This window comes from Ereboglobus sp. PH5-5 (genome assembly GCF_029504805.1).
Lineage (GTDB): Bacteria > Verrucomicrobiota > Verrucomicrobiia > Opitutales > Opitutaceae > Ereboglobus.
In genome coordinates this window covers 166,375-187,156 of the sequence record NZ_JAQFIT010000007.1, presented here as the reverse complement: position 1 = coordinate 187,156, position 20,782 = coordinate 166,375, and the positions used below count along the sequence as shown (strand labels likewise).

The following is a 20,782-nucleotide window of genomic DNA, read 5'->3' as shown; positions in this document are numbered from 1 at the left end:
GCGTGCGCCCTCGAGCCCGCCCGCGTTGCATGAACGCGCGCAAAGAGTCTTTCGCATGCAATGGATATAATACAAAAATAACAATTAACATGAACAATAGTGATAATAACAAACCCGACGATTCGTCAAAAATTCGCGATGAACTGCATGCCTGCACACTCGAACAGTTGGAAAGAAAGATTTCCTTAATAGGATGTCATAGTGGCGATAAACTCAGGGCGCTTTTACTTGCGCGCCAGTTAAAACTCAATGCCTCCTTCGAGTGGACACAGGAAAATATCGAAAAACTGCTGGCTTTGGACAGGCGCATGATCGAATGCTTCGAGAAACTTCGTGACGAGGCAAAGCCACTGCTGGCCGAATTTCAAAAACGCATCGAAACCAAGGATGCGTTCCTGCAAGATTTCGAAATGGATGCCAAAGTAACGCCATTCATCCTGGAAGCCAACGAAAACGGCGAGTTGGAGGTGTTGGACACCGGTGTTGAGCGTGTATTGTCAGAATTCCTTCCAGAAAACGAGTTAACTATTCGCTGTCGAACCTGGACACTTGAGGACAATATATATTTCAACGATGAGTTGAATTGGAATAGCGACCCCGTATTTGAAGGCAAATTAAACGGGCATTATATCTCTTTTGCGATACATGTGCTTCACGAGCGCGCGCTTTGGAGTTTCCCGGACATTTTAAAAATCAACTACCTCCGGGCCGAGCTTATTGTCCGTCGTCAGCATTTTGTGAAAACCACCGCGCTTGGATCAGCCGAGGAAAAGAAACAACAATGTCCGTGATTGACCACGGATGACACTGATAATCACCGGAAACCCCGTGGGGGCGTCGCTCGCGGCGTTCATTCTCATGCATTTTATCAAAAAAATATTACAAATATGAACACATCCGACAAAAATCAATCTGACCCGCGTCCGAATAACGCATGCGCCAATGGCGGGACTGGCTCTGTTCCTTCCGAGAATATCAAAATACCTTCACGACCCACACCGGACGACACAGAGGTCGTCCCTCCATCGCGAGGCAAACCTCAAGAAATTAAACTCGCCGCCAAGCTGGTGGATATTGACAACACCCGCGTTTACATGACTGAACGGCCAGGCCTTGTGACTGTTTCAGATCATGCGCCAGTCGACACGGGCATGGCGTCCGAAGGCATTTGGTATGCCATAACCGAAGTCGAATGCTGGAAACTGTTTGCCTATCCTTTCACCGACGGGTCGAAAATTGTGGATCACAGCACTTTCTGGAAGCAAATCATCGCGCCTTGGCTAGTGGAAAAATACAAACTGCCGAGATCGGCGGCCAATGTGTTGATGGATAGTCCCTACGGAGTCCCACGAGGCCGTGTCAGCAAGGTAGGGAAAAGCATGGTCGTTTACCATAGCGAGGATTGGGCCTCATTCCCAGCGCCCACCAAGGTTGCAGAGGCGTTTCACCTCCCAAAAGCGGCCAAATGGGTTTTCGATAAGCACCAAACTCGCCATTGGGTGGATTGTATGGATGTAGAAAGACTTTTATCCAAAAAACATTTGATCCACACCGCTCAGACTCGGTCGTCGGATTATATATAAGAGCATTTGGCATCAAGACGACACGGATAAGACAAAATCCATGAAGCGGAATATTAACAAAGGCGTCAGAAGTTCGCCCCGATGCAATGGGACGGGCTTTGGCCCGTCCACGAATAACAAAACGCGTTCGTTGTCCAAATCGGACGACACAGAGATCGTCCCTCCATTATCAAGCAAGCTGCATCCGAAGAAACCCAGCGTCACGCTGCTGCGTATCGGCGGCATTCGCATTTACGTGAAAGAACAGCCTGGCATTGTGACTTTCTCGGATTGTGCGCCGACTGGCGCGAAGCGGGCATCCGAAGGCATCTGGTATGTCATCAGGGAAGGGGAAGGTTGGAATCTGTTCGCCTATCCTTTTGGCAAAGACTCAAAAATCGAGGATCACAGTGCGTTCTGGGAGCAAATCATCGCCCCCTGGCTTGCAGCAAAATATAAACTAACAAAATCATCTGCGGAGGAGCTGGCGTTGCATCCCTACGGATTCCCAAGAGGCCGGGTCACCAAAGTTGGCAAAACCTTCACCATCTATCACGGCGACGATTGGGCGCCATACTCCGCAGCTGCCAAGGTTGCCGCCAAGGCATTTCACCTCCCAAAAACCGCCAACTGGGTCTTTGATGAGCACGAAACACGCAACGAGTGGGATTGTGCGGCGATAGAGAGTCTTTTACCCATGAATCGATTAACCTAATTTCACAGAATCCTCCAAACAAACAGCAACTTAGGACTTTACCTAAAGCACAATTTATGTGTCACTTCGTTCCTATCCTTTCCTTGAGTCTTTGATTTATCCCTCATGAAAAATATCCAACGCATTCGGCATCTTCTCGAGCAGGTCTCGCTTCTCAACAAAAAAAACAACGACATCCTCGATGCCACTGGGGGACGCTTTAATATGTTTCGCGTTTGCGGCGTTAATCATTATGAAAAAACACATTCTGCGATCATTGCTGAATTCTTAGATCCGTGTGGCAGTCACGGGTTAAAAACAAAATTCCTTGAATGCTTTGTGGATATGATGGGCGCAAAGAATTTTAATTGTAAAAACGCCCGCGTTTACACTGAATACGTGACGAGTGAAGGACAACTAGATGTCTTGATTGAGGAGGACGGCCAGAAATCGGCATTGATTATCGAAAATAAAATTTATGCAGACGACCAGCAAGAACAATTAAAACGTTATGAATCATTTGCTAAAAATAGATATGGTGCTAAAAATTACAAAATGTTTTATCTTACGCTTTTTGGTCACGATGCCTCGGATCAGAGCGGAAAAGGAGTCAATTATACTTCTATTTCATACGAAAAAATTATTATTGAATGGTTGGAGAAATGTATAGGGTTTTCCGTTAGGCATCCTTTGGTTCGAGAAACTATCATTCAATACATCAACCACTTGAAACAATTGACAAATCAAGATATGGATACAGAAAACCAAAAAGAAATAAGCGATAATGTGATCAAATCCGAAGAAAACCTGAATGCGTATTTTTTGTTACGCGATTCTTGGCACAGCATAAGAAAGGCTGTCATCGAAACAAAGTTGCATCCCGTGTTGGAGAAGATAGCAAAAGGTTCCGGATTGAGCTGGGAATGCTCGTCCGATTTGGGCGATACTTATTCGAAAATCAATTTTTGGCATGCAGAAATGGAGAATCAAAAATTAAAAATATGTTTTGAATTTATACCTAGAAATTATTGCTTCGGATTTTACTATCATCAAAAATTTCAGTCGAAAACCGAAACCATTATAAAAATTGCCGAATTATTTAATGATCATTATAAATCTGCTCCGCTAAAAGAGAACCCATGGTGGTGCTGCAACCATAGGCGTGGAGGTGTGGACGTTGGGGGAAAAGAATCATTTATAAAAATGTATAATGATGCAAACGTCTGGGTAGGGTGGCTTGATTTAGAAGAAAAACTCCAAACCATGCTGAATTTGTTTAACGAGGCTTCATCAGTTTCTTAAAAAGAAACTCTACCTCGACGATATGCGCGATACTCCTATTGTTTGAGTGCGGGTTTATTGGTCGAAGGAGACGATTGCGTTATTGGAACAAGGCAGCGTCACACGGACATCAGCCTCGACCATGACTCGGGCGACGACTCACGGGGCACTAGCTACGATGTCGTCAAATGGATCGAGGAGGCTGTGGTGACGCGCGGCTTTGCACCTCCCCGCATGGTCATTCACTCCGCCAATCCAGTCGGACGCGAACGCATGCATATTTGAGATTATAAAAGTTAAGAACCATCTTCTTGCGCACGCAGAGACTGCCTCTGTAAGTCGGCAGCCTATGCGTGTCATGTGATGCGGAGGCCGATAATGGCGGAATTAATTTTTATCCGGATACACATCCTTCACCACCGCCTCGTAGCCTTTGACGGTGACGACGTATTTTTTGAAGATGCCAAAGGGATACGTCACGATCTTGGCCTCGTATTGAGGGTCGAGAAGACGGTCCGCGTTTGAGTTTTTAAGAGCCTCGTGGATTGCGGCCAGGCGGAGCTTGTTGACCCTGCCTCCGAGCATGGAGCGTTGGGCGTCAGCCCCCTTGTTTTCGGCAAAGGTGTTCGGGCCGGAGGTTCTGATGAAGCCGAACAGATACGCGGAGCTTGCCGTGCCGGTTTTCTTCTCCTGCGTGTTCACTTCGTAATCAACTTTGACCGGCGTCGCCTGGATGTCCATCGGAAGCGGGGCGGTTTGCCGCGTTTTGGTGGCCGTGGTGCAGCCGGTGGCGGCAACCAGTGCCAGGACCGCTATGAGTGGTGTCAGTATTTTGGTTTTCATGGTGTGTTTTAGTTGTTGGTTTGTCTCGTCCCGTCATTGGGGCGAAAAATGCATCAGGCGGAATCTGCATCGCGGTGAATACCCCGCATGGATTCCTATTTTTCCCCGCTGTGCTTGGTGTTGGTAACGCGCCCTTTTTTCTTTGACGCGAGGCCTTTGCGAATGGATTTCGCCGGTGCCTCGGCGGCTTCAAAAGCGACGGGACGCGGTTCATTTTTCCGCATCTTGTGGACTGATGAAAAAATCCTCGGGGCGCGTTTTAGGATACTAAAAATGCACAGCCATTCCACCCTGCGGCTGTAGGCATCCGAATGGGTTTGGGACGAGGCATACGCCACCAGCTTTTTAAGCCAGCCGATCATGTCGGAGGCCGCAACCTGTGCGTCAGCGGCGTTTAGCCCGCCGCGCCGCGCCGCGGATTGAAGTTTTGCGCTCATGTCGTCGAAATCGAGACTTACAAGCATCCGAATTATTATTGGGTCTATGTCGGCGGCTATAGTTGTATCGAGGCGTTTCCGACGATTGCGTGCGGATTGTTTCATGCGGGCACAATACCGGCGGAGGGTGGACATTCGCCGCCCATGCATAAAAATAATGACGGTGGACATTACCGGACGCCTTCAGGGGGCGGGATTTTTTTGGAAATCAAGCGGTCGAGGGTTCGCTTTCATTTTTTTTCGAAAAAATCGGGACCCTGGACAACCCATGTCCGCCTTGGGGGTGTATATGGATGGTTCACTTTTTAAAGCACCGTCCCCATGAGCACCTACAAAGCAGAGACCAGCCATTACGCCAAGCGCAGAAGCTTGGAGTTTTTCGCAAACTTCATCCGCAACCATGACGGCGACATCGAGGGTCGCGGCGGATTCAAAATATTAAGCGAGTCCGTCGCTTGGGCGAATGTGTTGCGCCTTTTCACGGAGTCCTTTTCCAAGGCGGACATATTATCGCTTCGGGGCAAACGCACCGAGGGTGAGGGCGCCACCATCGACGCCTCCACTTTTAACTTCAACATGCGCGCACTATTCAATCAGGCGTGGGAGTTGCTGCCCCGGGATGCGATTCGGGGCGTCATTCTGAGGCTGCTGGACGACACCTTGAGCACAGTTCCGATGCCGGCATCCGATGACTCATTGCAAAATCGCATGGCGGAATTGCAGGCGATGCTGTCGCTTTCCGATCTTGAGAAGGAAATTTTGCTGATTTTATATTTTGTGGACGATGGCATATTGGAAATGCCCAAAAACGGGGCTTCGTCACATGAAGATAAGATTGATTACGTCGCCAAATGCCTGAATCGCGCCAAGCTTGAGGTGCGCAAGAGCGTGGCGGCATCGGGAAAATTGCGACGTTACAACTGTATCGATCATGACATCGACTTTACCCGCCATTTGAGTGGTTTTATTTCCGGGCTTGATACCGCCTCGCTGGGCAGCCGGTTTTATGGCAAATGCGACGACACCACATTGCCCTGGAGTTTTTTCGGAAATCTCGCGGTGGAGCACGGGGCGATTTTGAAAAACATAATCACATCGCGCAAACCGGAGCACGGCGTCCACATACTGCTCCATGGAGAGCCCGGCACCGGCAAAACCAGTTTTGCGCGCAGTCTGGCGCGCGAGCTGGCGCTGGATTGTTATGCCATCGCACAAACCGACAGTGAAAAAGGCGACTTTGGCGGCATGTCTCGCGACAGGCGTTTCGCGGCGCTGCAAATATGCGACGCCCAGATCGATCGCGCGCGAAGCCTGTTGATTGTGGACGAGGCGGATAATTTGCTGCGCGGCGGCGGGTCGTTAATGTCGATTTTCGGCGGTGATAATTCCTCCGGACGCGACGAGAAGGCGCTGCTCAATGGCGTGCTCGACACAATAAAAACGCCGACTGTGTGGATCACCAACCTGCCCGCGTGCGCCCTCGACGAGTCAACGCGCCGCCGCTTCGACTACTCCATCCAGTTCAACAAGCTGACCGGCACGCAACGACTGGCGATCTGGAAGAACAGCATCCGGCGGCACAAATTGGAATCGTTGTTTGACGATGCATCGCTGGAGGATTTCGCCCGTCGCTACGAAACCAACGCCGGCGGCGTGGCGCTGGCGTTGCGCAACATCGCTAACCTCGCGCCGCGAAAGGACGAGGCGCCCGCGATCGTGGCAAAACTGCTCGATCAGCACTGCGAACTTCTTGGCATAAAACCCGACGACAACCTGCTGCCCGCGAAAGATTATTCACTGGAGGGATTGAACATAAAAAGCGGCGCAAGCCTCGCGCGCATCGTGGAGGCGGTCGGACGTTTTCAATGGGAACCGGCGTCCGGCTCGCCCGACCGTCCGCGAATGAATCTCCTGCTCTCCGGCCCGCCCGGCACGGGCAAGACGGAGTTCGTCAAATTCCTGGGCAAAACGCTGGACACAAAAATAATCGCGAAAGCGGGCAGCGACCTGATTTCGAAATGGCTGGGGGAATCCGAAAAAAACATCGCGAATGCGTTTCGCCAGGCAAAGGCGGAGAAGGCGATTCTCTTTCTCGACGAGATCGACAGCCTGCTGCAATCCCGCGAAGGCGCGCAGCGCAGTTGGGAGATCACGCAGGTAAACGAGCTGCTGCAACAGATGGAAAAGTTCGGCGGCGTGCTGATAGCCGCCACGAATTTCTCGGACGGCCTCGATCCGGCGTCGCTGCGCCGCTTCACATTCAAGCTGGAATTCGGGCACTTGGACGCCGCGGGCAAAAAGTTGTTTTTCGAGCGGATGTTCGGCACCCCGCTTGCGAGCGAGGACGTCGCCCGGTTGGAGCAAATACCCGACCTGGCGCCCGGCGATTTTCGCACGGTGCGGCAAAGCCTCCACTACCTCGGCACGACGGTCACCAACCATGAGCGACTTGCCGCGCTTGAGCAGGAAAGCCACGCCAAAAAATCCACCCGCTACTCATCCCAACGGCGGATAGGATTTTGAACTGAACAAGCCGGCAAATGTTATTGAAAACACCCGGGGCTTTTTATGGTTGGAGACTAAAAAACGTCATTCCTTCATCCCTGCTAAAGGTTCGCCGTGCTATCATAGCGCATTCAAATTCATGCACCGTTTTTGCATTCCTTCCTTTCGTTCTTCACTATTCAGCCTTTCACTCTTCCTCCGCCATGCGCCTCCTTGTAATTGAAGATGATCCCGCGCTTCAGCGCAGTCTTGCCGCCACGTTGCGCGAGGAAAACTATGCCGTGGATACCGCGAGCGATGGCGAGGACGGACTTCACAAGGCGCGGGAAAATACCTACGACGTTATTCTCCTCGATGTCATGCTTCCCAAGCTTGATGGCTGGGGCGTCCTTGCCGCGTTGCGCGCTTCCGAAACCAAACCCTCCTCCCAAAACGCGCCAAATACAACGCCGGTCCTGATGCTCACCGCGCGCGACACAGTGCCCGACCGTGTTCGCGGTCTCGATCACGGCGCCGACGACTATCTCACAAAACCATTCGACATCGACGAGCTTCTCGCGCGCATCCGCGCCTTGATTCGCCGCGGCGCCGGGAAAACCTCATCCCTCGTTGTCCTTACCGGCGGCATCACGCTCGACACCGCGGCCCGGCGTGTCGCCGGCGCGGGCGGCGATGAAATCCCGCTTACCGCGCGCGAGTATTCACTTCTTGAATACCTGGCTTTGCACCGGGGCGAGGTCGTCTCTCGCACCACGCTCTACGAGCACCTTTTCGACGAGGACGACGACACGTTCTCAAATCTTCTCGATGTCCACGTTTCCAATCTTCGAAAAAAACTCGGTTCCGACATCATCCAAACCCGCCGCGGACATGGATACAGCGTGGAAAAGTAGGGGTTGGAATTTATAAATTAGAAATTCAATTCCCGCGCGCATCCAGATCACAAAACAGTTCTGCCCTTTTCCCGATTTTAGACGTCACTTTTCAACCGCACAGTAACCCGCCTTTCAAATTTCCAGATACTGATTCGTATTTCCCATGGCCTCCTTTCTTCACTCCATTCGCTGGCGCATCCAGGCGTGGCACGGGCTCATCCTCCTTGTGATGATCGTCGCCTTCTGTTTCACCGCGTGGCGTCTCGCATGGGACGCCTCCCAGCGTCGAATCGACAGGGATCTTCGCGCCACCGAGCACCGTCTTTTTCGCGGCCTCATGATTTCCGCGTTTGGCCAGGATACCCTTGAACAGTCCGACGAGGCGGCAACCGGCACTTCCGACAATCGGCTCCGTCCCACGCCGGCCGACCTTATGCTTCGGCTGCGCGATAAAACACGTCCCGTCACTCTTTCCCCCGAGCTCGAGGAATATTTTAAAAACACCGCCCCCGGATACGGCTACTTTGTCATTCGCGACCACGACGGCTCCATCCTTCTCCAGTCGCAGAATGTGCCCGGCGACTTTGTATTTCCGCCGCCCCCGCCGCGCAGGACAGGCGAGCAGGCGGCTGATGAAAAACTTTCCGCCCCCGAACCGCTTCGCACACTCAGGACACGGCGCGAGGCCATTCGTGGCGTGCCCGAAGGAGCCGCCATTCTCACCGGGCGCGACATCACACCCGAACTCGCCGAAATGAACCGTCTCGCGTGGAAACTCGCCGCCGCCGGCCTTGGTATCTGGCTTCTCGGTCTGGCCGGCGGTTGGTGGATCGCAGGGCGCGCCATTCGCCCGATTCGCGCCATCAGCCACACGGCCACCCGCATCGCCGAGGGCAACCTCGACGAACGCATCGACACCCGCGATGCCGAAAGCGAGCTCGGCCAGCTCGCCACCGTTCTAAACGACACCTTCGCGCGCCTCCACGCATCCATCGAGCAACAAAAACGCTTCACCTCCGACGCCTCGCACGAACTGCGCACCCCCATCTCGATTCTCATTGCCGAAACGCAGCGCATCTTGAAACGCGAGCGCACGTCAGCCGAATATCGCGAAACCCTCCAGACTTGCGCCGACACTGCCGCGCGCATGCGCCACCTGGTTGAAGCGCTGCTCCTCCTCGCCCGTCAGGAAGCGCCGGGGCGAAACTTCAACACACAGACACGGGTTTCCTGCGACCTTGCCGACATCATGCGCGACACAGCCCGCCAGCTCGCGCCTCTCGCCGCCGAGCGTCACATCGAAATCGACACCACCGCGCTCGTGCCCGCTCCTTTGAGCGCCGATCCCGCCACTCTCGGAATCATTGCCACCAATCTCATTTCCAATGCCATTCAGCACCATCATGTCGCGGGCAAAACCGGCGCAGGCGGACACATTCGACTGAAAACAGGCGTCAGCGAAAACAAGCAAGCCTGCCTCATCGTCGAGGATGACGGTCCCGGCATCACCGCCGAAGACTTGCCGCACATTTTTGACCGCTTTTACCGGGCCGACAAGGCCCGCACGCACAACGCCGGCCAGGCCCCGCACATCGGCCTCGGCCTGGCAATCGTCCGGCGTATTATCGAAAACCATCGGGGCACGATTGAGGCCCGCAGCGAATTCGGTCGGGGTGCCGTTTTTGAGGTCCGCCTGCCGCAATAACGCGGCAATCCTTTCCTTGCGCAAAAAACGAAAAACGCGCATTCATGCGCGCTTTTCGGAATTTCTGGTTTTTGCGCGCCGGATTACAAATCCGTGATCGGTGCGTATTTCGGCACGAGTGTTTTCATGATCGACCAGCCAACCAAGTAGGCCAGTGCGCAAATGCAGAAGATCACAAAATAACCGGCGGGTTTGCCCGTGAATCCCAGGAATGACATTTGGGTCGCATCGGCATAGACGAACATTTTTCCAGCGCCTTTTTGCATGAGCATTGAGCCGATGCCGCCGGCCATGCCGCCGATGCCGGTGATGGATGCGATCGCTTTCTTGGGGAACATGTCGCCCACGGTGGAGAAGATGTTCGCCGACCAGGATTGGTGAGCCGAGCAGCCGATGGAGATCAGGAGAATCGGGAACCACGGAGAAATCGTGCCCGTCGGCTGGGCGAACAACACCACCAGCGGGAAGAACGCGAATATCAACATCGCCTTCATGCGGGCGGAGTAGGGGTCCTGTCCTGTTTTGTTGATAATGAGCGTCGGCAGTTTTCCGCCGAAAATAGACAGGACCGTGGTGATGGCGTAGAGTGTGAAGATAAGCGCAATGCCCAGGCCCTCGGACATCTTGATGTTGAACTGCGCGTTCAGATACGAGGGCGTCCAGAACAGGAAGAACCACCACACGCCGTCGGTCATGAATTTGCCGACCGCGAAGGCCCAGGTCTGCCGGTATTTGAAAAGCCCCAAAAATGCAACGACGGCTTTCCAAAACGAACCCTTCTTCTTGGGCTGAACGATATCCTGGCCGTCCTGCTCGATGTATTCGAGCTCCGCTTTGTTCACATGCTTGCTCCTTGCGGGGGCGTCATACATGAACACCCAGAAACCCATCCAGATGAAGCCGAGGACGCCGATGATGATGAAGGCCAATTCCCACCCCCACGCCTTGGCGAGCAACGGGATGCTCAATGGCGCGAAGAGCGCGCCGACCGAAGCGCCCGCGTTGAAAATGGACGTCGCAAACGCACGGTCTTTTTTAGGAAAGTATTCGGCTGTCACCTTGATTGCTGCGGGGAAGTTGCCGGCCTCGCCGAGCGCCAAAATACACCGCGCAACAATAAATGCCCACATGCTGACCGTGGCTATGACCACGGCCGTGTCGCCGGTGGCTTGGACAAGCGCCAGTTTATTTTCCACGCCCGCATAGCTTTCCGTGATGACACCGCACAGGGCGTGCACGCACGCGCCGACCGACCAGACACCGATCGCCCACAAGAAGCCTTTTTTGGAGCCCATCCAGTCGATGAAGCGACCGGCAAAAAGCATGCCCAAGGCATATACGAACGAGAACACGGCCGTGATTGTGCCGTAATGGTCGTCGTTCCAGTGAAATTCGGGTTTGATGAATTCGTCCCAAGTCAGCGAAAGAACTTGCCGGTCGAGATAGTTGATGGTGGTGGCGAAGAACAGGAGGATGCAAATTGACCATCGGTAATTTGTCATCTTTTGCGCAGTTTGGGTGGGCTGGCTCATATGTTTTTTGGGTGTTTTGTTGCGTTTGCGGGTTATGGAAAGTCGGACGATTTATTTAGTGGAGGGCAAGTGCGGGGTTATAGTCATTTTGGATTACATAACATCGCGGGGGACTTGCTTGAGGAGGTCTCAAATGACGCGCGGTAAATCGGGCGCCGCAATCAACGCCCCTGCGTTTTGTCTGGTTTGCGAACGTCATTATTTTTTTGTTCCGGCCTTATTTTTGAGGAGGACCTGCCCGGGGCTCCTATCTTGAAAACGAGGCTGGCGGGAAGTGTTTTTTGGGTTTCGTTGATGTCGAGAAGCCGATCGAATTCGATGCCAGCGAGAATAAACGGGCCGGAGCCCTTGGGGTCGTTGTTGATGATGGGTTCGCTGAGATAGTATTCGTAGGAGCCGTCGCGCCCGTAACCGAGGCCGGCGACCGCGCAGCATTGCGTGAGGTCGATGGAGCCGTCGGCGTTGACCTTGACGAGTGTTTCGATGAGCCCGCCGTAGGCCTTGAGCGCGGGGGCTTCGTAGGTGGCGCGATCAATGTAGCCGTGGTTCATTGCCTTGGCCATCGTGTAGGCAAACATGGCCGTGGCGGTGGCTTCAAGGTAGTTGCCGCGGCGGTGCGCCTGGTCGGTGACCTGCCACCAGCAGCCGGACTCGGGGTCCTGATATTTGATAACGCCGTCGAGAACGCTTTTCAGGATAGTGATAAGCCCGGCGCGCCGGGTCTTGTCGGCGGCAGTTTCATCGGGAAGAAAATCGAGCACATCGACAATCGCCATGGAATACCAGCCGATGGCGCGGCTCCAGAAGTTGGGCGACTGGCCGGTTTCCTTGTTGGCCCAGCCTTGTTCGCGGGATTCGTCCCACGCGTGATAATAGAGTCCGGTTTTTTTGTCGTGGGTGTGCTTGGCGCTGATGCGGAATTGCAGGGCGATGTCGTCGTAGGCGGCCCGGCGTCTTTCGGGGGCTTCGAGGGTTGCGGTGTATTCGGCGTAGAGGGGCGAGCCCATGTAGAGGCCGTCGAGCCAGATTTGGTGCGGGTAGCGTTTTTTGTGCCAGAAGGCGCCTTCGCTCACGCGCGGGTGTTTGCCGGGGTCGAGTTGGCGGCGCATGAGTTCGATGGTGTTGCGGTAGCGTTCGTTTTTGTCGGTGCGGTAGAGGTATTGCACGGTCACGCCGGGCGCGATGTCGTCGATGCTGTATTCCCCGGGTTTGAACCTGGCCACGCTCCTGCCGTCATCGGAGAGAAACGAATCGGTGGTGGCTTGGACAAAGGCACGGTAGCGCGGCTTGGGTTCGGCGAGGCGGTCGTCAAGATAGAGCATCGAACGCAATTCGAGAAAATTGGCGTAATTCCACTTGCCCTTGGGCATGCTGTATTCGTTGCTGACGCAGAGGCGCGAGGCCTCGGAGTTTGCGTAGCGCACCGACCATTGCAGGGGCGTTGATCCCGAAAACTTTATTGGGGCGGCTCCGATAGTGGTGGCGAGGACGGCGACTGCAAGGCAGAGAAGAGTCAGCGGATGTTTTGGCATGGCTGGTTTTTGTTTTTTCGAGTGGAAATAAACGGGGATCCGGGAACTCGGCAAAAATGGAGGCGGGGCGAATTTCTTGTTGAGGAAAGGCCGGAAGCGTCGTGAGTGAACGGGGCGGCGTCAATGCTTTTGGACAAGTGTCCTCGGTTTTTTCGCGTATTGTAAACCGGGTTTCGGTTTCGCTGAGCTTTCACCTCGCACTGACGGCGAAAATCGTTGCACTCGCGTTTCATGATAACCAGCACAACAGCCCTGCTAATCATTATCATCCTTGTCGCGCTCAAGCTGGGCGCGGAAACCTGGCTCAGCCGCCTGAATTGCGCGGAAGTGCGGAAGCACATGAATGCCGCGCCCGCCGCGGCGAGCGCAATCATGGATGCGGAAACCTATCAAAAATCGACCGCCTACACGCTTGCCAAGGCCGGGTTTGGCAGCATCGAGCGGGTGTGGGATTCGCTTGTGCTGGTGGCGTTGTTTGCGAGCGGCGTGCTGCCTTGGGCCCACGGATGCGTCACCTCGGCGCTGGCGGGCACTTTTCTCGCGGGCACTTGGGCGCAGGTTGTTTATTTGCTCGGGGTTGGCATTGTGCTGAGTGTGATTTCGCTGCCGTTCGACTGGTGGGGACAATTCCGGCTCGAGGCGCGTTTTGGTTTCAACAAAAGCACGCCCGGCCTTTGGGTGAGCGACAAAATCAAGGGGCTTGCGATCGCGCTCATCATAGGCGCGCCGCTGTTGTGGGCGTTGCTTTCGCTTGTGCACTGGATGGGCGTGTGGTGGTGGGTGTGGGGCTTCGCGCTCGTATTCAGTTTTCAAATACTGATGCTCGTTCTCTATCCCAAGGTCATCCTGCCGCTTTTCAACAAACTGACTCCGCTGCCCGAAGGCGGCTTGCGTGACCGGCTCATGGCGCTTTCCGATCGCACCGGGTTCAAGGCGTCCACGATTCAGGTCATGGACGGCAGCAAGCGCTCCGGTCACTCCAACGCCTTTTTCACCGGCTTCGGACGTTTTCGCCGCATCGTGCTTTTCGACACACTCATCGAACAACTCGAGCCCGAGGAACTCGAGGCCGTGCTTGCCCACGAGGTCGGCCATTACAAGCGCGGGCATATTCCGAAAACGCTGCTCACGAGTTCGCTCATGATGCTCGGCGGTTTCGCGCTCATCGCGTGGCTGGCGAACAGCGCGTGGTTCAACCCGGCGTTCGGTTTTGCCACGGGCGACCTGGCGGCGGCCTTCCTGCTGTTCTCGTTGTTGAGCGGACTGGCGCTTTTCTGGATCACGCCCGTCGGAAACTATTTTTCGCGCAAACACGAATACGAGGCGGACGCCTTCGCGCGCGACGCCATGGGCGGGTCCTCGCCGCTCATCGGCGCGCTCCGAAAACTTGCGCAAAAGAATCTCTCGAATCTCACGCCGCACCCGCTTTACAGCCGTTTTTACTATTCGCACCCGACAATCGTTGAACGCGAAACCGCGATGAACACTCCAACAAAGAAATAACACAATCTCCCATGCGCCGCCCGTTTTCCCGTTGCCGGCTGTCCGGCCTGTTTCTCGCTCTCAGCCCTGTCAGGCATCTCGCCCTGCTCGGAGCAGTTATTCTACCCTTCGGCCTTTCAGCGGAAACTCTCAGCGTGGCCACCTACAACACGGCCAACTATACGCTGGCGGGCCGGTTTGTTGATGGCGTTTACACGCGCGGCTACCCCAAGCCGGAAAACGAAAAGCAGGCCCTGCGCGCGGTCATCAAGGCGCTCGACGTCGACATCGTCGCGCTACAGGAAATGGGCTCGCAGCCCTTCCTTGAGGAATTGCGGCGCGACCTGAAAACCGAGGGCGTTGACTATCCCCACGCGATCGTGCTCAACGCGGCCGACGAAGCCCGTCACGTGGCCGTGCTTTCCCGCAAGCCGTTCACGCGCGTGAGCAAGCACACCGATCTCGAATTCGCGTATTTCGACACCACCGAAACCGTGAAACGCGGCTTGCTCGAAGTGCGCGTGAAAACCGCCGCCGGCGAACTGGCGCTCTTCATTGTGCACCTGAAAAGCCGGCTCACCGACCGCAAGGATGATCCCGAATCGACACAACGCCGCGCCGCGGAGGCGCGCGCCGTGCGCGATCGCGTGTTTTCCGTTTTCCCAAAGTCCGACGCGCCCGGCGCCCTCTTTATGATTCTCGGCGATTTCAACGACTCCAGGTCCAGTCCCGCCCTCCGAACCCTGACCAGGGAAAAACGCGTAGAGATCATGCACCTGTTGCGTGCAACCGATTCGCGCGGCGAAGTCTGGACGCATTTCTACGGAAGGCAGGACTCCTACTCGCGCATCGACCACATGCTCGTTTCGCCGTCGTTGAAACGATTTGTGAAAGACAACGCCGCCCAAATCCACGACGGTCCCGGCGTGAGGGACGCCAGCGACCACCGCCCCGTCATCGCGCGCTTCGACTTTACTCAGTAGGGGCGTCGCTTGCGGCGCCCGGTTTGGGCTTTCCTCCGGAAGCTACCGCATCGCGGGCGAGCAGCGCCTTGGCTCGCTCGACCGCCGACGGCAAATCAGCTGCGACATTATCGTGGCCCACAGCGTCGAGAAAGCCCGCTTTCTCCATCATGAAATAGGCCTGCGTGTGCGGCCCGCAAAGAATCATGTGCTTTTTGCGCTTGTGCAATTTGGCGTGCAAATTTTCAAGCCGGTCCAGCGCGGTTGAATCCATCGCCGTCACCGCCGCCATGTGGAAAATGACGACCTGCGTGTCCTCGATCCCACGGCGCAAAACCATGTCGAGCTTGTCCGCCGCGCCGAAAAGCAACGCGCCAAACACGCGGTAAATCACCACGCCGTTCGGCAATTTTTCCGCCAGTTCCTCGTTCTTTTCGTGCCCCGGCTGCCCCGCGTCGCTCTCGTTGCCCATCATCGACTGCACCTGCGCCGTGTCGGCCACGCGCTTCACAAACAAGACGCACGCCAAAAGCATTCCGAAGCCGACCGCCGCCGTCAAATCGACGCACACCGTCAGGAAAAACGTGACCAAAAAAACCGCCGCGTCGCCGCGCAGCCGTTTCTTCAGCCGGGTGAACTCTCCCCATTCGCCCATCTTCCATCCCACCGCGGCCAGCACCGCCGCGAACGTAACCAGCGGGATGTGCTTCGCCAGCGGCGCGGCGATCAACAACACCGCCAGCAAAAACACCGCGTGCACCAGCCCCGCGACCGGCGTTTGCGCGCCGCTGCGGATGTTTGTCGCCGTGCGCGCAATCACGCCCGTCACCGGGATTCCGCCAAACAACGGAGTCACAAAATTCGCCACTCCCTGTCCCATCAGTTCCTGGTTCGAGTCATGCCGGTCGTCCGTCAACCCGTCCGCCACCACGGCTGACATCAGCGACTCGATGGCGCCCAGCATCGCAATCGTCGCCGCCGGCACCACCAGGTTTCCCAATTGCTGCCAGTCAAAACGAGGCCACGCGAAACTCGGCAGTCCCCGCGGAATCCCTCCAAACTCCGAGCCGATGGTCGCCACCTTGAATGTGAAAAATTGCCGCACCCATTCGAGCTGCGCCAGCCAGACGAGCAGCGTGCCGCCAACCACCACGACAATCGAGCCGGGCACATAACGCGCCCAGCGCGCCGGCCACCGGAACAACACCAGTAATGATAGCACGCCCAGCCCCGTTGTGAACCAATTGACCGACGGCGCCGCCTGGACCAACGCCGCGATGCGCGGCAAAAATTCGCCCGGCTCCTTGTCCATTTGCAGTCCGAAAAACGGCTTCACCTGCGTCAGCAAAATCGTGATCGCAATGCCGCAGGTAAAACCCGCGATCACCGGCTGGGGCACAAACCGGATCAATGTCCCCAGGCGAAACAACCCCATCGCAAACAGCATCACCCCCGCCATCATCGTGCACAGCAGCAAGTTTGCGAAACCGTAGTTTGCCGCGATGATTGCCAGAAGTCCGACAAACGCCCCCGCCGGCCCGCCGACCTGCACTTTCGACCCGCCTAAAAGCGACACCAGAAAACCGCCGATTATGCCCGCATACAAACCGGCCTGCGGCTCCACGCCCGAGGCCACGCCGAGGCCGATGCACAACGACAGCGCGACCACCCCGACCGTCAACCCCGCCATCAAATCCTTGATGAATTTCTCCCGCGAATAGTCGCGCAGGCAGTCCAGAATCTTGGGCCGGAACCTGGCTAGTTTCACTTGGGATGGATCAAAATCGAGAGACATAACGGGCGATGTGCTTAAACAATCCACCCAAGTTTACCAAGACATAAAAAATATCCGGCCAGGAGGATGGCTGCTCACACAATCAACATGGCGTCGCCGTAGCTGAAGAAACGGTATTCCTTGGCGATGGCCTCGGCGTAAATTTCGCGAATCCATGCGATCCCGTCGCTTGTGCCGGGCGAGAGGAATGCGGCGACGAGGCACAGGAGCGTGGAGCGGGGTTGGTGAAAGTTGGTGACGAGCGCGTCCACCCCGGCGAAGGTCGATGGCGGATAAATGTAGAGCGCGGCCTCGTCGGCGAATGTGGACGTCGTGACGGTTGTTCCAGTGGGGCGTTTGCGGAAGAAATCCTCAATGGTGCGGACGCTTGTTGTGCCGACCGCCACGCGGCGGCCGCGAGGGGAGAGAAGGGCGCTTTGCGTGGAGGCGGGTATTTCGTAGAGTTCGCGGTGGATCGGGTGTTCCTCGATGGTCGAGGTTTCTATGGGTTTGAATGTGCCAAGGCCGACATGGAGCGTGATGTTCCGCATGGCAACGCCGTCGGCGCCGAGGCGCTCGAGGAGTTCGGGCGTGAAGTGCAGGCCGGCGGTGGGCGCGGCGACGGCGACCTGACGGTCGCGCGCGGCGTAAACGGTTTGGTATCGCTCGCGATCGGCGGCGCGGGTGTCGGGCGAATTGTGCGCGGCGTCGCGATTGATGTAGGGGGGCAGGGGAATTTCGCCGAGGCGGTTGGCGACGGCGATGATTGATTCGTTGCCGGCGGTTTCGAACCGGATGAGCGCGCCGCCCTCGGAGTTTTTTTCGAGGACATGCCCGGCGAACTCGGTTTCGTGCGCAAATGTGGCGCCGACGGGAAGCTTCTTGCCGGGACGCAGCAGGCACCACCAAGTGTTTTCGCCGCGCGCGGGTTCGGGGCGCAGCAGGAAACACTCGACCGCCCCGCCGGTCGGACGTTGCGCGCGCAGGCGGGCGGGCAGAACTGCGGCGTTGTTGCGAAAGAGAGTGTCGGTTGGCCGAAGAAAACACGGCAGGTCGGCGAATGTGGCGTGCGTAAGCGCGCGCGCGGCACGGTCAACGACGAGAAGGCGCGAGGCGTCCCGCCGTTCGGCGGGCGTTTGCGCGATGAGGCGCGGCGGAAGTTGGTAGTCGAAGAGATCGGTTGGGAGCGGCACGGTGAGGGAAAAGAGTGAAGAGTGAAGAGTGAACGGTGAAAAGGATGGAGTTTGGTTGATTGTTGGCGGAATCGAAAGTCAGCCAAAAATGACATTTCGCGACATTAGGCGTCATAAACTGGCGCGAAAATGAATAACAAAAAACCTCGCAACCCTATGGATTGCGAGGCCTTTAGAATGGAGCCGAGCATCGGACTTGAACCGACGACCCATGCTTTACGAAAGCATTGCTCTACCAACTGAGCTAGCTCGGCTTGAAATTGAGAAATAGGGAGGAAACCCGCCGTGCCGCCAAGCGCAAGCCAAAATCAATCGCCACGGGAAGTCACACGCTGCGCAAAAAACATCCAGTTGAGAGGCAATCGTTTTTGCGTCTTTTGCGACCTCACTGCGGACGCAGTGCCTTGATTGCGGCGAATTGTTTTGGCGAAATCAGCCGGCGGGGCACGCGTTTTTCGGCTTCGTAGAGCAGGCGATCCCAGTCCTCGTCAGTGGGCGGCCCGTAGTTTTCCCATTGCTTGAAATGTCCCTGTTTGCGCGTCCACTCGATGTTGCCGCCGTGGACGCTCACGTTGATTTGGAATTTGCCGTCCTCCGGTGTTTTTTTCCACCAGCCGAAATCGATAGCCATGTTGGTTTTTTTTGGATTCCGAGAGTTTTGGCCGCATAACCTTCGGCCCTTCAGCCGTCCAGTCCTTCAGCCCTTTGATTTTCACGCTGGTGGGTTGACAGGGATTCGAACCCTGAACCAACGACTTAAAAGGACGCTGCTCTACCGTTGAGCTATCAACCCCCAAGCGTTGAAAGGGGATGGAATAAGGTTTTCTCATGACTCCTTTGCAAGAGTTTTTTCCACACTAAATGAAATACTCGGATGGCATTTTTCTGGCATGCCCCGAAAAACACTGGATTATCCACGTAAAAAGCAAAAATACATCCGCCCAAAAACCGTCCGGCAAAAACGCGCCCCTCGCGCGCACCAACACAATTTCAACTGAAGAAAGTGGGAACAATCGAAAAATACGCGCATCAAACTTCCGTTGAACGTATGTCGACGAAAGCCCAGGATGTTGCCCTCGATCAATTGCTGGTGAGCCGCTTTAAAAATGGCGATCACTCCGCTTTTGATGAAATGGTGTCCCGTTACTGGGACCGCATTTACGCAATGGTGCACCAGCTCCTCCGCAATCAGCAGGATGCCGAGGAAGTCACGCAGGACGCCTTCATCCGCGCCCACCGCGGCCTCGAAAACTTCCGCGGCGAGTCCGCCTTCTCGACATGGCTTTATCAAATTGCCACCAACCTCGCCCGCAATCGGTATTGGTATTGGTGGCGCCGCAAGCGCGACAAAACCATCTCGTTCGACCAGCCTGTCGGTGATGACAATGAAACGCCGCTTGCCGATGTGTTTGTGACCGACGAGATGGACACTCCCGACAATGTCACAATCAACCAGGAGTTTGTTGAGCAGATCGCTACCGCGATGGAACGGCTCAACAAAAAACACCGCGAAATTCTAATACTTCGAAACATCAAAAACCTGTCCTACGAGGAGATCGCCGCCGCCCTCGGCATTTCCGTGGGCACTGTCAAAAGCCGCATCGCCCGCGCGCGCGAAAGCCTCAGGGCCAAAATGGGAGCCGAATTCAAATGAAAGACAAACGATTTATCGAACTGCTCAACCTCTGTGTTGATCACCAGATTACCCCCGATGAAGCCCGCGAACTGGAAGCCGAGCTTCACGCCAATCCCGCGCGCCAGCGCACCTACTTGCAGTATTGCCGCATGCAAAAAGCCTGCTCGCAGCTCTTCGAGGCCGAGCGCGCCCACGCCCCCGCCACGCCCCGCCTCGCCCGGGCTCTTGCTAGCGCAAATCGCAAAATCACACACGCGCCCGTTCGCGCGCGCTTCTCGTGGTGGCGCAACCCGTTCGCCATCGGCGGCCTGGCCACGGCAATGGCCGCGTGCGCGGCGGTCTTCCTTATTAACCGCGCGGCCCCCTCGCATACCCAGCCCGCGCTTGCCTCCGAATCACAACCATCGGTGGCCGTCGCCGCCGTGATTGCAGAACCCGTCCGGAAAACACCCGCGCCCGCGGCGATCCCCGTGCAACCGCAACCCAAGCGTTTCCGCCTTCCGGTGGTCACCAGTTTTTCGGCGGAACAAAACAACGCGCCGCTTATTGAGGACTCCGTGTTCGCATGGACAAAGGACGTGCAACTGCGCCCCCTTCGCAAAGTGTCCACCGAGGACATAATCGCCAGGTTTACCCGCTTGGAAAACAAGCCGATAAACGCATCGCTCCTCCACGTCCCCGCAGCCGGCGCGCATGATCTCGACGCAACCGAAATGACGGTGATCGAGTTCAAGCGATAATCAGGGGCACAATCAGCGGGGGGGCGTGC

The 20,782-nt window shown here is 55.9% G+C and carries 18 protein-coding genes, 2 tRNA genes and 1 pseudogene; 12 read left to right on the top strand and 9 right to left on the bottom strand.

The genetic code is table 11. From position 1 onward, the window contains the following. The first annotated feature begins 89 nt into the window (after positions 1-89). From M2103_RS06400 to M2103_RS13225, 5 genes and pseudogenes are all read left to right on the top strand, one after another. Positions 90-791, top strand: a complete 702-nt coding sequence (locus M2103_RS06400) for a hypothetical protein (protein ID WP_277509487.1) — start codon at positions 90-92, stop codon at positions 789-791. A gap of 96 nt (positions 792-887) precedes the next feature. Next, on the top strand, positions 888-1,583 hold the full coding sequence (locus tag M2103_RS06395; protein WP_277509486.1) for a hypothetical protein: 696 nt from the start codon (positions 888-890) through the stop codon (positions 1,581-1,583). A gap of 40 nt (positions 1,584-1,623) precedes the next feature. Beyond that, entirely contained in the window at positions 1,624-2,277 is a 654-nt protein-coding gene (locus M2103_RS06390; protein WP_277509485.1) for a hypothetical protein, read from the top strand. 105 nt (positions 2,278-2,382) lie between these two features. Next, entirely contained in the window at positions 2,383-3,558 is a 1,176-nt protein-coding gene (locus M2103_RS06385) for a PD-(D/E)XK nuclease family protein (RefSeq protein WP_277509484.1), read from the top strand. A gap of 46 nt (positions 3,559-3,604) precedes the next feature. After that, positions 3,605-3,822 (top strand): annotated as a pseudogene (locus tag M2103_RS13225) (cyclic-phosphate processing receiver domain-containing protein). A gap of 102 nt (positions 3,823-3,924) precedes the next feature. Here M2103_RS13225 and M2103_RS06380 read toward each other — a convergent pair. Then, on the bottom strand, positions 3,925-4,380 hold the full coding sequence (locus tag M2103_RS06380; RefSeq protein WP_277509482.1) for a hypothetical protein: 456 nt from the start codon (positions 4,378-4,380) through the stop codon (positions 3,925-3,927). Positions 4,381-4,475: 95 nt separating this feature from the next. Continuing rightward, entirely contained in the window at positions 4,476-4,817 is a 342-nt protein-coding gene (locus M2103_RS06375) for a hypothetical protein (RefSeq protein ID WP_277509481.1), read from the bottom strand. A gap of 321 nt (positions 4,818-5,138) precedes the next feature. On the opposite strand from M2103_RS06375, the gene M2103_RS06370 reads away from it, so the two are divergent. The 3 genes from M2103_RS06370 (at position 5,139) to M2103_RS06360 (ending at position 9,902) form a co-directional block, all read left to right on the top strand. Beyond that, positions 5,139-7,340 (top strand): ATP-binding protein, encoded by a 2,202-nt coding sequence (locus M2103_RS06370; protein WP_277509480.1) that lies wholly within the window; start codon positions 5,139-5,141, stop codon positions 7,338-7,340. 185 nt (positions 7,341-7,525) lie between these two features. Continuing rightward, positions 7,526-8,215: a response regulator transcription factor gene (locus M2103_RS06365; RefSeq protein ID WP_277509479.1), complete on the top strand. Its 690-nt coding sequence runs from the start codon at positions 7,526-7,528 to the stop codon at positions 8,213-8,215. A 145-nt stretch (positions 8,216-8,360) separates the two neighbouring features. Continuing rightward, positions 8,361-9,902 (top strand): ATP-binding protein, encoded by a 1,542-nt coding sequence (locus tag M2103_RS06360; protein ID WP_277509477.1) that lies wholly within the window; start codon positions 8,361-8,363, stop codon positions 9,900-9,902. A gap of 83 nt (positions 9,903-9,985) precedes the next feature. On the opposite strand, the gene M2103_RS06355 is transcribed toward M2103_RS06360, so the two are convergent. Together M2103_RS06355 and M2103_RS06350 are read right to left on the bottom strand one after the other, a co-directional pair. Further along, positions 9,986-11,434: an MFS transporter gene (locus M2103_RS06355; RefSeq protein ID WP_277509476.1), complete on the bottom strand. Its 1,449-nt coding sequence runs from the start codon at positions 11,432-11,434 to the stop codon at positions 9,986-9,988. A 161-nt stretch (positions 11,435-11,595) separates the two neighbouring features. Further along, on the bottom strand, positions 11,596-12,966 hold the full coding sequence (locus M2103_RS06350) for a glycoside hydrolase family 88 protein (RefSeq protein WP_277509475.1): 1,371 nt from the start codon (positions 12,964-12,966) through the stop codon (positions 11,596-11,598). A 231-nt stretch (positions 12,967-13,197) separates the two neighbouring features. Between M2103_RS06350 and M2103_RS06345 the strand changes: the two genes are divergently transcribed. Continuing rightward, the gene (locus M2103_RS06345) at positions 13,198-14,469 is read left to right on the top strand and encodes a M48 family metallopeptidase (protein ID WP_277509473.1); all 1,272 of its coding nucleotides are present in this window, start codon (positions 13,198-13,200) and stop codon (positions 14,467-14,469) included. An 11-nt stretch (positions 14,470-14,480) separates the two neighbouring features. Then, positions 14,481-15,431: an endonuclease/exonuclease/phosphatase family protein gene (locus tag M2103_RS06340; protein ID WP_277509472.1), complete on the top strand. Its 951-nt coding sequence runs from the start codon at positions 14,481-14,483 to the stop codon at positions 15,429-15,431. Here M2103_RS06340 and M2103_RS06335 read toward each other — a convergent pair. From M2103_RS06335 to M2103_RS06315, 5 genes are all read right to left on the bottom strand, one after another. Continuing rightward, the gene (locus M2103_RS06335; protein WP_277509470.1) at positions 15,421-17,205 is read right to left on the bottom strand and encodes a SulP family inorganic anion transporter; all 1,785 of its coding nucleotides are present in this window, start codon (positions 17,203-17,205) and stop codon (positions 15,421-15,423) included. The two genes, M2103_RS06340 and M2103_RS06335, sit on opposite strands and share 11 nt — an antisense overlap. A gap of 74 nt (positions 17,206-17,279) precedes the next feature. Next, the gene (queA, locus tag M2103_RS06330) at positions 17,280-18,377 is read right to left on the bottom strand and encodes a tRNA preQ1(34) S-adenosylmethionine ribosyltransferase-isomerase QueA (RefSeq protein ID WP_277509468.1); all 1,098 of its coding nucleotides are present in this window, start codon (positions 18,375-18,377) and stop codon (positions 17,280-17,282) included. Between the two features lie 178 nt (positions 18,378-18,555). Beyond that, a tRNA-Thr gene (locus M2103_RS06325) sits at positions 18,556-18,631 on the bottom strand. Positions 18,632-18,762: 131 nt separating this feature from the next. After that, entirely contained in the window at positions 18,763-19,008 is a 246-nt protein-coding gene (locus tag M2103_RS06320) for a hypothetical protein (protein WP_277509466.1), read from the bottom strand. 87 nt (positions 19,009-19,095) lie between these two features. Continuing rightward, a tRNA-Lys gene (locus tag M2103_RS06315) sits at positions 19,096-19,170 on the bottom strand. 255 nt (positions 19,171-19,425) lie between these two features. On the opposite strand from M2103_RS06315, the gene M2103_RS06310 reads away from it, so the two are divergent. Beyond that, on the top strand, positions 19,426-20,031 hold the full coding sequence (locus M2103_RS06310) for a sigma-70 family RNA polymerase sigma factor (protein ID WP_277509464.1): 606 nt from the start codon (positions 19,426-19,428) through the stop codon (positions 20,029-20,031). Continuing rightward, positions 20,028-20,753 (top strand): hypothetical protein, encoded by a 726-nt coding sequence (locus M2103_RS06305; protein WP_277509462.1) that lies wholly within the window; start codon positions 20,028-20,030, stop codon positions 20,751-20,753. Before M2103_RS06310 ends, M2103_RS06305 begins: the two co-directional genes overlap by 4 nt. Positions 20,754-20,782 lie beyond the last annotated feature (29 nt).